We start from the raw sequence: 12918 nt of genomic DNA, 5'->3' as shown, positions 1-12918 counted from the left end.
CAACTCAACTGCCTTTTGTTTAAATTCTAAAGTGTAATGTTTGGGTTTACTTCTCATAATTGCTAAGTTAATAACTAGCAAACATATTCTCTCATCTTTTTGTCCAGTCTAATATAGGAAGTCCATAAACAGAAAATGAACAAATTAGGACTTACCGAAGCGCCTTCAGATGACGAGCTTTTAGAATACTGGAATAAAACCTTATTAGAATAAAATATGAGTAAAAATGCTTGTTTTTGAGACAAGATTTAAACAAATGTAGCCTTCCCAAAAACCGCAGTGTTTAAAAGTAGAATAATAATCTTAAATTTGAACAGTATTATGAGACGAAGTAAATTTGTACTTTTGCCAGATCAAATAGCGTATAACTATGATTTATCCTGCATATATTCCGTAGGTGTTTGATTGGTGTGCTTTTTAAAGATACGATAGAAAGAAGATTTAGAGTTAAATCCACATTTCTTAGCAATAGCGACCAATTTCAACTCCTTGTTTTCGGGTTTTAGTACCTCTTCTTTAAAATAATTAACACGATACTCATTTATAAGTTGGTTAAAGTTTTTATTAAATACTTGTTCGCTTAGTTCAAGTAATTCACTTGTAGGAATACTTATAGTCTCTGCTAATTTAGATGCCGATAAATCACTGTTTAAGTATATTTTATCGTTTTCAAGTAGGTTTAGTAATGTACTTTGGAAAGATTTTTTACTCATAATTGAGTTGTTCTCTTTTCTTCGTTTTATCCAGATGATAATAATTAGTAGTATAATTAGGATTACAAGACTAATTATAGCAACCTTATAAATTGGCTGTACAATCTGTTGGTGGTAATAAACACTTTCATTTTTTTTATTTACATCATCCGTAAAACAAATATTATCAATTATAATATGTCCCCAATTTAAAGCGTAATTGTCAACTATCTCTATATGAGCTTTATTTCCTTGTAAATGGCTTACATTCCAGAATTCTTTCCTTAATTCACCTGTGCTTAATCCAGTTGAACTAAAGTGTACGCTATCGTTTACAATAAGATTAATGCAGGTAGAATCGGGGTGATTTCCCCCTCCAATTAAAAAACTGATATAGTTTCTCGTTATTATAAATTTTTCAGAAGTTAAACGACCTTTTTCCTTATCATGTTTTTCACCAAACGAAAAGGCAAAGTGCTTGCCTTGAAATCCGTTTACGGTCACAGGGTAATAAATATTCTTTCGGTTACCCGGTTCTTCAAAGGCATTGCCTTCAACCTGCCAATTATTAAAAGTACCTGTTTCAAAATCTTCAAAGATGATTGTTGGGCGTGGTAAATGGTTGCTAAACACAATATTATCAACCATAATATAATCTAAATCATCAGAAGAGTAGTGTCTCGCATCTACAATTTCCATTATTGCGTTTTGACCAATGAACTCGCTTACATCCCAACTTTCTTCTTGTAAAAATGGTTGTCCTTTACCTGTACTTGATCGAACTATTTTATTATCGATAAGTAAGTTTATGCAGGTACGTGTAACATGTTGTCCTCCTCCAATCAAAAAATCAATGTATTTGTGCTGGATTCTAAAGACTGGTGAAATTAATTTGCCTTGATTTAAAACAGAATCATTAATGTATGAATAAGCAAAACCACTTCCTTTTACGGTGTTTTTTAATTTGCTGTTAGTTATTGTGTCTGCTAAATAAGGTTTATCAAATGCCGTTCCTTGAATTTTCCATGTATTGAAACTATGGGATTCAAAGTCTTCAAAGATTATATCGTTTGAATTATTAGCACAACTACTAAAAAGAGAAATTATAATGATATACTTAAGATAGTTATTTAATCTTATCCTACCCATTATTTTATTACTTTTAAAAATTTTTTTGGCTTAAACATCCACCAAAAATAGTATTTTAAAACGTAAGACGATATAATTGATTTGTTGTTTTAAGTAACAAATTTTGTGTTTTTTTTTCAGGTGTTTTTTTTCTGGTGTTTTTTGCTACCTGGTTTAAATTTTTCACTATTGTTTCATGTAATGGCAAATTGATAATGGAAAACTCCATAAATCTAGATGCCATTTTAAGGGAACTAAAAGTGGCACAACAAGAAATTAACCAACTAATTTGGGCTTTACAAGTGACACACTAAAGAAAGAATTGATTGCTTTTACTAGAACTATAATAAGATTTCAATAGAAAACCATTATAAAAATTTAGGTTATTATACTTTTTTGTAATAATTTCATTTCGTTATTAAAATGAAATCTGTCTATTATACCCGTTTTAAAATAGATGAACAAAACGAAAAGTAAATATGATACCTTAACTAAGCTTTATATAAAGCGCCTAATTATCATTATTTCTTTATTTTTTGTGGGGTTAACAGGGCACTCTCAGATTTTAATTTCCATTCTGTTAGGAGATAAATTAAATTCTGATGGTTTAGAGTTTGGTCTTGAAACAGGGGTTAATTGGTCACAAATATCCAACTTTGAGAGTTCGTCAGCTTTAGGAACTTGGAATATTGGTTTTTATTTTGACATCAGAATGAAAAATCAATTATCGCTCTATACCGGTGTTTTGGTGAAATCAAATTTAGGGCTTAAAAACTTGTCGGAAAATGATCTTGAAAGGCTTCAAGCTATAACATATAATGAAGAAGGCGTTTATAGTCAAAAATTGAATTATTTTTTAGTGCCTGCATTAGCCAAATACAAATTTAATAAAGCCTATTACGTAGAAGCTGGCCCACAATTTGGATTAATGTATAAATCCTGGATTGAATATTATTCAAGTGTTAATGGAAAAGAAGCCACTATAAAAGAGTTTAATAAAGATAAGATAAATAAGCTAGATGCTGGATTCACCTTCGGATTAGGGTATATTTTAGGTAAAGGTAAAGGCATGACTATTGGGGCAAAATATTATTTAGGTTTAGCTAATGTTTATAAAAATGTGAGTGACACTAAAAACAGTTCATTGTTTTTAAAAGTAAATATTCCTATAGGCGCAGGAAAAAAGCAGGAACTTTGATGTAAACTCCAAGAGAAAAAATTATAGGTGACCATTAATTATGGAAAGAAACAAAAAATATTCAGAATGGATAGATGCTGCTTATAAGGAATTTGCCTGCAATGGTCCAGATTTTAGTTTGAAAGCACTCGCCAAGAAAACCAATCTTCCCAGGGCAACGTTTTATTATTACTTTAATAATAAAGAGCATTTAATAGAAGATTTACTAAAGCATCATGCGGAACTTAATGAGAGTTTTCAATCTGAAATAAAAACATTAAAAACCTTAATACCTGGTTTATATGAGATCATGTATAAATATAGAGTAGGAGTACGATTTCATCAACAATTGCTAAAACATACTCATATTCAAGAATTTTATATGGTATATAATGAATTTAATAGACAGAATATTTCTTTGTTACTTCCTTTGATAAAGCCTTATTTTGGAGGGACACTTTCAGACAATGAAATATGTCAATTCTATATTACACTTACAGATGCTTGGTATTCTAGATTAAACTTTTCTAATTTAAGTGTAAATTATATGATTAGTTTAGCCGAAGAGATAATGAATGATACCATTGGTGTTATACCAAAATAACCAATCTAAACCTATTAAGTGCCTTCATTTTTAAGCTGTTAGTAAAATATCCTTTTTGTAATTAAACCTGACACCCTTGTCTAGCATTCTTAAACCTTATTAAGTAATTTTGTTTTGGCTAGCTATTAAATCAAACAATTCATGAAATTAGGGTGTTTTCTTTTGTCCTGTATGGTGTTGTATACTTTATCAATCCATATTCAGAATACCATAGTCTTTGGTGAAACTTCCCTGATATCTTTCCTTTTTTTAATAGCATTCCCGTTATTGATATCAAGCCAAAAGTATTCTAAAAGAAGCATAGCACATTGAATGAAAAAATAACATAAAAACAATAAGTACCCCCTTTGTATTAAGCAGATTATAATTAAATTAGAACATAAACAAATCAAACAGTAACATATTAAAATGATTAAAAAAATTGCACTGGTAGTATTTACCGTAAATTTATTTTTAGGCTGCTCAAAAAAAGCAGAGTTAACACCAGTAGAAGCTAAGGAGATTGCTAAAGAAGCCTATATTTATGGTTTTCCAATGGTCATGAATTATAAAACGCTACATGCCTATGCGGTAGATAAAAATTCTCCAGATTATAAAGGTGAATTGAACCAAATGTCTTGTGATGCCCGATTGTTTTCTCCTGAAGACAAAGCCGTTGTCACACCAAATTCAGATACCCCTTATTGTATGTTTTGGTGTGATATAAGCAAAGAACCGATTGTGATTTCGGTGCCTGAAATAGAAGCTGAACGCTATTATTCCTTTCAGTTGATAGATTTGTATTCGCACAATTTTGCTTATATAGGTTCATTAACAACTGGAAATAGTGCGGGTAAATACCTGATTGCACCAACTAATTGGAAAGGGGATAAGCCAGAAGACATACGTAATATTATTTACTGTGAAACAGATTTGTTTTTTACTGTAGTGCGTACGCAACTTATGGATGCAACTGATATTGATAGAGTAAAAGAAATTCAAAATCAGTACCATTTACAAACCTTAAGTGCTTATTTAGGAGAAGATTTAAAAGAAACTATCAATACAAGTAATTTTCCTGAGTGGAAGGAAGGCGAACAGTTTACTGTTGAGGCATTCCAATATTTAGATGTCATGCTCAAACAGATTACCCCAATAGAAACTGAAAAAGCGCTTATAGACAAATTTGCTAAACTGGGCTTAGGCACGCAAGAAGGTTTTAATATTAATCGATTTACTCTAGAAACTCAAGATTCTATAAGGGCAGGAGTGAAGGCAGGTTTTGCAGAATTAGAAGATTTTATTAAAAAGTATGCAAATGATCCTTTAGCGAGTGCCAAAATATTTGGTACCCGCGACTTTTTAACTCAAAGTGCTCATGAAAATTATAATCTTGAAACCATGTACGTGCCAAGAGCCGTAGCGGCTCATATGGGGTTATACGGAAACTCTGGGTTTGAAGCAACCTATCCAACTTATTTAGTAGATGTTCAAGGGCAACCTCTTAATGCCTCTCAACACAATTACACCATGACCTTTAAGGCAGGCGAGTTGCCCCCTGTAAAAGCATTTTGGTCTATTACAATGTATGACGGTAAAACGCAGCTTCTTATTGATAATGCTCTTGATCGCTATTTGGTTAACTCAGCTATGATGGATGATTTTGTTGTGAACGGTGATGAGTCTTTAACCATTTATATTCAAAAAGAATCTCCAGGAGAGGTATTGGAAGCGAATTGGCTACCTGCACCAGATGGTCCTTTTTATCTCGTTATGCGACTTTATGGACCAGAAGAATCGGCTTTAACAGGTAGTTGGATTAACCCTCCTTTAACAAAAAATAATTAGTCATTATGAAGAATAAGTTATTACCAGTAGTTATCTTATTAGGGGTGATGTTAACGTCTTGTCACCAAAAGAACAAAACAGTGACACCCGAAGCTGCAAAAGAAATAGCAGAAGAAGCATACATCTTTGCTTATCCCATGATAGAACATTATAAATTGATGTTTGCTATGGCCATGTATGAGAAATCTGGTGCCTATGAACAGCCCTTTAATGTGATGATAAATAAAACAAGATTAAGCGGCCCGAAGGATACCGTAATTGTTAGACCTAATAACGATACATTTTATTCAGGTGTATGGCTTGATGTGTCCAATCAACCTCAAATTTTAAAGGTTCCTGCTGTCACTGATAACAGATACTATTCATGGCAAATTATAGATATGTATACGCATAATATTGACTATATAGGATCTAGAAAAACAGGAACTGAAGCAGGTACTTTTATGTTTGTTGGACCTCATTGGGATGGTGAGGTTCCTGATGGTATTAGTAAGGTCATAGCATCTGAAGGGAATTACTTAATTGCCTTGGGAAGAACACAGGTGTTTGGTCCCGGTGATGTAGAAAAGGCTCAAGCCGTTATGGCGCACTATACTATTGTTTCTCTTAATTCTTATCTAGGTAACATGGAAGCTATGGTTATGCCTCCAAATCCCGATTTTCCTCCTTATAACCCTCAAAAGGTTGCTGATGTTAATTTTATCACTTATGTAAATGCTTTAATGACTCAAGGTAACATTCATCCTTCCGAGATGGCACTTTTTGAAAAGTTTAGCAAAATAGGGATTGAGCCAGGTAAGCCCTTTAATATTGACGATTATGATTCTGAAATAATTTCAGCTATCAATGAAGGAGTTCGCTCTGCCATGAAAAAAATTGAAGAAGCGGCTTCGCAGCTAGGAGAGCGAAAAAACGGTTGGCAGCTGGTAGCAAATGTTTTTGGAACCAGAGAAGCCATGCAGGGAAAGTATCTTACCAGAGCGGCAGCAGCCTATTTTGGTATTTGGGGCAACGATTTAGAAGAAGCTTTTTATCCTGAGACTACTTTTGATTCAGACGGAGAAGAACTCGATGGTTCAAAGTATAATTATATATTACATTTTGATGCCGATGAATTACCTCCTGCCAAAGCATTCTGGTCATTGTCTATGTATAAGCTTCCAGAGCAATTATTTATTGAAAACGATATCAACCGTTACGTGATAAGTAGCGCAACGGAAGGTTTGCAGTATAATGAAGATGGTTCTTTGGACGTGTATATTCAAAAGAATAACCCTGGTGAAGATAAAGTTTCCAACTGGCTTCCTGCTCATGATGGTAAGTTCTCTATACAAGGCCGCATTTATTGGCCAGATTCAGAGGCACTGAATCCTTTATATGCACCGCCAGCAATAGAAAAAAATTAATATAAATAACAAACAACTATATTTATGAAAGTCAAAACAAATACTCTTAAGTATGAAATCCATAATATATTTAGGATTTTTATATTATTAATTTGTTCCATTTTTATCAGTACACAGACTAATGGGCAAGAAAAAGAAGGCGCTGTATTACCTTTTAAAGAACCTGCTAGTTCAAGTGTTACGGGAAAAACATTGGCAGACTCTAAACATCAGTGGCGAAAAGCAGAAAAACACCTTCCCGAAAACGCTCCAAATATTGTTATTTTCATGACTGATGATGCAGGTTTTGCTAATCCAAGTGCTTTTGGTGGTCCTGTTAATATGCCAACCATGAAGCGTTTAGCTGAGTCTGGTATTTCATATAATGCCTTTCATACTACAGCCATGTGTTCACCAACAAGAGCATCATTGCTTACAGGTCGTAATCATCATAGAGTAGCTACAGGCCAAATAGCTGAATTGTCTTCAGATTGGGATGGGTATTTAGGTAAAATTCCTAAATCAACCGCTACCTTACCTCAAATATTGTCCTATTATGGGTATAATACTGCCGCCTTCGGAAAATGGCACAATACGCCAATTACAGATATTACAAAATTAGGGCCTTTTGATCGTTATCCTACAGGTATTGGTTTTGACTACTTTTATGGATTCCTAGCAGGTGAGACCTCACAATATGAGCCTCGTTTGTTTGAAAATACCAACCCTATTGAGCCACCGCACGATGCCAACTACCACCTTACCGAGGATTTGGCAAAGAAGGCTATTGAGTGGATACAAACTAGTAAGACCATAACTCCCGAAAAGCCATTTTTCTTGTATTTTACTCCTGGAGCTGTTCATGGCCCACATCAAATTTTTAAGGAATGGGCTGATAAATATAACGGTAAGTTTGATGAAGGTTGGGAGGCCTTACGCGCTATGACTTTTGAAAAACAAAAAGAGATGGGGTGGATCCCTAAAGATGCTGTATTAAATCCTCTAGCTATGGGTATGCAGAAGTGGAGTGATGTGCCTCAATCTCAACGCGAATTTCAAAGTCGTTTAATGGAAATATATGCTGGATTTTTAGAACACACCGATGTACAGTATGGTAAAATTGTAGATGAGTTAGATCGTCAAGGTGTGTTAGAGAATACTTTAATAATCTATATTAATTCAGATAATGGACCTTCTGCCGAGGGTATGAATGGAACCATTAGTGAGTTATTAGCACAAAATGCTATGCCATCTACAATCGAACAACAAATAGAGGTGCTTAACAAAGATTATGGTGGTATGGAAGCCTTAGGTGGACCAAAACTCGATATCATGTATCACCATGGATGGGCCTATGCTGGGGCATCACCTTTTCAGGGAACCAAACTAGTAGCAGCTCACTTGGGAGGTACCCGTACACCAATGGTTATTTCTTGGCCAAAAAAAATTAAACACGATGGTAAAGTCCGTTCTCAGTTTCATCATGTAAATGATATAGCTTCCACCATTTATGATATTTTAGATATTACACCTCCCAAGGTTGTTAATGGGGTAGAACAACAACCGCTTGATGGTACCTCTATGGTTTACACTTTTAATAACCCAGAAACAAAAACCACTAAAGGAGCGCAGTATTTTGAAATTCTTGGTAGTAGGGGTGTTTATCATGATGGTTGGTTTGCTGGAACTTTTGGCCCTAAAAAACCATGGTCAACAGATCCAACAGGTATTATAAACTGGGAACCTGAAAAAGAGGAGTGGGAACTCTATAACTTGAATGAAGATTATTCACAAGCTGAAAATTTAGCAGATAAAAATCCAGAAAAGCTTGGAGAGTTAAAGGCTATATTTGACAAGGAGGCTACCGATAATCTGGTTTATCCAATTGGAGCTTCATTTTATACCGTTTTTTACAGCCCAAGCGAACTACCTTCTTCACCACTAACGGAATGGTCGTTTTATGAAGGACAGGAACGTATCCCAGAAGCTATGGCTCCTAAATTTGTCAGTGGGCGTTCTACTGTAGCAATCATCGATACTGAAATTAATAATAACACTGAGGGGGTTCTTTTTGCTTTAGGTGGTATTTCTTCTGGTTTTACGGTATATATAGATAAAGGTTTTTTAAAGGCAGAATATAATGCTATGACCTTAAACCGATATAAAGTAGCATCAACAACGACCATTCCTACAGGAAAAGTAAAAATTGAGGTGGAAACAACATACGATACAAAAGAACGCTTGGCGCCTGCTACAATCACCCTTAAAGTAAATGGAAAAGAAGTAGGGCAAGGACGCATTGAGCGATCTGTTCCAGCACTACATACAGCATCAGAAACTTTTGATATAGGTGTTGATTTAGGATCTCCAGTCTCATTGGATTATTATGACCGGGTTCCATTCCGCTTTAATGGAAAAATAGAAAAAATTTATATCAAATATATTGACGAATAAAACCTATTCTTAAACGCTCTTTCTTCATATTAATCACCGTTGATGTGAAGAAAGATGGTTTGTAATTTATAAATAACACCAAAATATTTTTATAACAACCAAAAAATCTTATGAAATTATTCCCACTTATACTTTGTTGCTTGTCATTTAGTTTGAGTTTTGCACAATTAAATTTTAACACTAATAAAGCGGATTATTTTAAAGTTAATCACCATGTGGTGTTAAACGCAACACCCAATACTAATACTACGAATAATTGGTTTAAATATAAGAGTCAAATAGATCAATATAGTTTAATGACCAGTTTGACAAATGATTTTGACACAGAGTCAGACAATTATTTGATGATGCTTTCAGATAGTATCACTGGGAAACCTAAATGGTATAAAACAGATACAGGAATCTCTTTATTGGTGGCGGGAGGTTTAATTACGGCTGGTACTATAATGCATTTTAATACAGATTTTAAAGTTAATAGTCGGGATGAAATCAATAGATATCTTCCAGATTTTCATAATTCTATTGATGATCATACACAGTACATACCGTATTTAGCCACCTATGCGCTTGATGCTTTTGGTATAAAGAGTCAGCACACCACTGGTAGAAAACTATCAACCATGGCAACAGCGCTTGGTCTTAATTTGATTGTTGTTCAAAGTATGAAATATAGTATTGCCGAACCACGACCCGATGGTTCTTCTAATAACTCGTTTCCTTCAGGTCATACTACTACAGCCTTTATGGGAGCGCATATTTTCCATAAAGAATATAAGCATAGAAGTCCGTTTTATAGTATCGCAGCATATACTTTGGCTACTTTTACAGGTATATTTAGACAATTGAATAACAGGCATTGGATTTCTGATGTTACTGCTGGAGCAGGTATTGGTATTGGGGCAACAGAATTAGCCTATTTTTTAAATGAAGGCTGGTGGAAAGAAAAAGGGATCAATGAAATTGAAGCCACAAATAGGTTGATAAATGAATCAAAACCCTCTTTTCTTGGAGCAAAAATTGGATATGCCACTTTAACGAACACATCGGGAGAAAATGAACCTGGTTTAGAGGCAAAAAGGGGCTATAGAATATCCTTTGAAGGGGCTTACTTTTTTAATAAGAACTTTGGTTTAGGAGCTGAAATAGGATTTCAAAGCTTTCCTAGTACTGTAACAGACGATTTACAACAGAAGTTTAATGAGGTTGGGTACGAAGTGTTACCTCAATCTGCAGGAAACAGAATGTATTATTTTGGACCTTATTATCAGATTCCATTTGGTAAAAATGCTGTTGGAACCAAGTTACATGCGGGTGTTATTTCAGGACCTAGCTCTAAAGTTTTTGTAAGAGAGTTGGGGGAGTATGATTTTGAAGATAACCCTCCAAAAGAGTATGTTTATGCAGATTATGATCCTAAAAGTTCATTTAGTTGGGGTACAGGTATATACTATAAAAGGGTGTTGAGTAAAAACTTATCTATTGGTTTGTATGCTGACTATAATTGGGCTGATTTGAAATATAAAGTGACCTACATGAATGCATTTAATAATGGTGAACCTACTTATTTTCCTAAGCAAGATAAAACAGCCACTTATGATTCTTTTGCTTTAGGGGCTAATTTAAATGTGATGCTTTGGTAGTTGGAATTGAGATTGAAGAGGTGAATAAATATATAACTGATTGCTTATTAGTTTTATTTGTCAAAATTCAGAGGATTGTGTGAGGGGATTGCGTGAATAAAATCCATAAATGGGCTGATTTTCAGTGTATTTATGGGTTTTATCTGTGGAGAAAGAGAATTGTTTTGAATTTTACTTTTGATATATGAATTAGAGGTTTAATGATGCTTCATTTTTTACTGACACCGAATTAGCTCCTTTGTTAACAACTATTTAACTTTTAAGTTAGTTTTTGATTGTTTTTATAGCAAAAGGGATAACTTGTATTATAAATTTAAAAGCTAACGATACATGAATATGTAGAGTTTACTTGAAACCTATATGTTAGGGGCTTCTCTTCAGAATTACCTAAGACTATATATAGTATACATGTTTTCTCAACTTTATCCCAAATTAAGTGTAGTCATTCCTTTTCCAATCAGAAAGGTTAGAGGAGATTTAATTTCATTTCGTTTACATCAGACAGTACAGGACAGATGTGTTTTTAAAAATTATTTTATTTGAGGGGAACAGTGTAGTTAAGAATACATTGGAGAGCTTTCTAGAATTCTTAATAATCTTTGATTTTAATAAGTTAATGAAATGACCAAGCAAAAGATACTCTTAAAGAATATTGATAAAAATGACACGCCTAAATATTTAAGGATTGTAAATGCAATAAAGGAATCAATTGACGAAAATAGTCTTGTTGTTGGCGATACAATTCCGTCAATAAATGAGTTTAGTAAAGATTATAAAATTTCAAGGGATACAGTTTATAAAGCATATACATTTTTAAAAAATCAGGGGTTTATAAAATCTACTCCCAATAAAGGGTATTATATATGTGATAGTAGAAAGAGGGTGCTTTTACTTATTAGTACTTTTAAAGCCTACAAAGAGGTTCTTTACCATTCATTTATGGAGAACTTACCAAATAATGTTATAGTTGACTTACAATTCCATCATTATAATATTAAGAATTTTAAATCAATGCTAGATTTAGATAATGGTAAGTATTATAAGTATATTGTTATGGGGTTTAATCATCCTGAAGTAGAGAAATCTTTATCTAAAATTGAATCAAATAAGTTACTACTAATTGATTGGAAAATAAATTCCAAAAGTAGAGAAAACTATTTGTTCCAAGATTTTGGAAAAGGATTTTACAATTGTCTAAAAGAAGCCTTAGATCTATTTAAAAAATATAAGGAATTGCATTTTCTCTATCCTGAGTTTACATTTCATCCAGAAGAAAGTGTTATTTGTTTTAAAAAATTTTGTAAAAAGAATGACTTTCCTTTTAAAGTTATAAAAAATTCTAAAGAGTTTTTAGTGGAGCGTAATGTGGCGTATATTAGTGTTAGTGATAGGATGTTATATGAGTTTTTAGGCCAGACCAGTTTCGAAGGATTAGAATTAGGTAAAGATGTGGGAATCCTGTCTTATAATGATACGCCATGGAAAAAATTTACATATAAAGGAATAACAGTAGTTTCAGTTGATTTTAGAGAATTTGGTTTAAAAGCAGCAGAATTTATTTCTTCAAACCAACCCATGCAAACTTACTTAAAAACGAGGTTAATTATAAGAGAATCTCTCTAAAATTAAATCACCAGAAAACTATATTATGTTTGTTTTAACAGACTAATGATTGTGTGAATTTCTATTTTAAAGATAGAATAATAGCTGCATTTGTTTAACTCCTAATTCTTTATGTTTTCAAGCAGGATGGAGCAGGACAGGTTGTTGGGTTGTGTTACTTAATTTTGTTATATACTTATTCTGTACTAATCTCTAAGCTATATAAGTTGTTTTAGGGGAGTAATATGATAAAATTCATTGAATAAGTCATTATTAAATGTATCAACCAAACATACAAGACTAGATGAGTAAAACAATAGTAGTAACAGGAGCAGGCGGTGTGCTATGTAGCACACTAGCCTCAGCCTTAGCAAAGCAAGGCAACAAAATTGCGCTTTTAGATTTAAAT

8 protein-coding genes are annotated in these 12918 nt (G+C 33.3%); 7 read left to right on the top strand and 1 reads right to left on the bottom strand.

Annotation, left to right across the window (positions count from 1 at the left end; genetic code table 11):
• Positions 1-368: 368 nt before the first annotated feature.
• Positions 369-1841, bottom strand: coding sequence for a helix-turn-helix domain-containing protein (locus tag FGF67_RS16335; RefSeq protein ID WP_139698832.1), 1473 nt, complete (start codon positions 1839-1841; stop codon positions 369-371).
• Between the two features lie 436 nt (positions 1842-2277).
• Between FGF67_RS16335 and FGF67_RS16330 the strand changes: the two genes are divergently transcribed.
• The 7 genes from FGF67_RS16330 (at position 2278) to FGF67_RS16300 (ending at position 12530) form a co-directional block, all read left to right on the top strand.
• Entirely contained in the window at positions 2278-3018 is a 741-nt protein-coding gene (locus tag FGF67_RS16330) for a porin family protein (RefSeq protein WP_139698831.1), read from the top strand.
• 40 nt (positions 3019-3058) lie between these two features.
• A complete protein-coding gene (locus tag FGF67_RS16325) occupies positions 3059-3601 on the top strand; it encodes a TetR/AcrR family transcriptional regulator (RefSeq protein WP_139698830.1) in 543 nt (180 codons plus the stop codon).
• 408 nt (positions 3602-4009) lie between these two features.
• Positions 4010-5428, top strand: coding sequence for a DUF1254 domain-containing protein (locus tag FGF67_RS17465; RefSeq protein WP_199240704.1), 1419 nt, complete (start codon positions 4010-4012; stop codon positions 5426-5428).
• A gap of 5 nt (positions 5429-5433) precedes the next feature.
• On the top strand, positions 5434-6834 hold the full coding sequence (locus tag FGF67_RS16315; RefSeq protein ID WP_139698829.1) for a DUF1254 domain-containing protein: 1401 nt from the start codon (positions 5434-5436) through the stop codon (positions 6832-6834).
• A 24-nt stretch (positions 6835-6858) separates the two neighbouring features.
• A complete protein-coding gene (locus FGF67_RS16310) occupies positions 6859-9267 on the top strand; it encodes an arylsulfatase (RefSeq protein WP_139698828.1) in 2409 nt (802 codons plus the stop codon).
• Between the two features lie 110 nt (positions 9268-9377).
• Positions 9378-10907 carry a phosphatase PAP2 family protein gene (locus tag FGF67_RS16305; protein WP_139698827.1) on the top strand — a complete coding sequence of 510 codons (1530 nt, stop codon included), beginning with the start codon at positions 9378-9380 and terminating at the stop codon, positions 10905-10907.
• Positions 10908-11528: 621 nt separating this feature from the next.
• Positions 11529-12530, top strand: coding sequence for a GntR family transcriptional regulator (locus FGF67_RS16300; RefSeq protein ID WP_139698826.1), 1002 nt, complete (start codon positions 11529-11531; stop codon positions 12528-12530).
• Positions 12531-12918 lie beyond the last annotated feature (388 nt).

Origin of the sequence: Allotamlana fucoidanivorans, from assembly GCF_006265225.1 — a bacterium.
Lineage (GTDB): Bacteria > Bacteroidota > Bacteroidia > Flavobacteriales > Flavobacteriaceae > Allotamlana > Allotamlana fucoidanivorans.
The sequence above is the reverse complement of the archived record's forward strand: the minus strand, read 5'-3'. Positions and strand labels throughout refer to the sequence as shown.

Excerpts from the sequence above, each read along its gene's own strand:
- FGF67_RS16330 (WP_139698831.1), top strand. The coding sequence starts at position 2,278 with ATGAACAAAACGAAAAGTAAATATGATACCTTAACTAAGCTTTATATA.
- FGF67_RS17465 (WP_199240704.1), top strand. The coding sequence starts at position 4,010 with ATGATTAAAAAAATTGCACTGGTAGTATTTACCGTAAATTTATTTTTA.
- FGF67_RS16325 (WP_139698830.1), top strand. The coding sequence starts at position 3,059 with ATGGAAAGAAACAAAAAATATTCAGAATGGATAGATGCTGCTTATAAG.
- FGF67_RS16315 (WP_139698829.1), top strand. The coding sequence starts at position 5,434 with ATGAAGAATAAGTTATTACCAGTAGTTATCTTATTAGGGGTGATGTTA.
- FGF67_RS16310 (WP_139698828.1), top strand. The coding sequence starts at position 6,859 with ATGAAAGTCAAAACAAATACTCTTAAGTATGAAATCCATAATATATTT.
- FGF67_RS16300 (WP_139698826.1), top strand. The coding sequence starts at position 11,529 with ATGACCAAGCAAAAGATACTCTTAAAGAATATTGATAAAAATGACACG.
- FGF67_RS16335 (WP_139698832.1), bottom strand. The coding sequence starts at position 1,841 with ATGGGTAGGATAAGATTAAATAACTATCTTAAGTATATCATTATAATT.
- FGF67_RS16305 (WP_139698827.1), top strand. The coding sequence starts at position 9,378 with ATGAAATTATTCCCACTTATACTTTGTTGCTTGTCATTTAGTTTGAGT.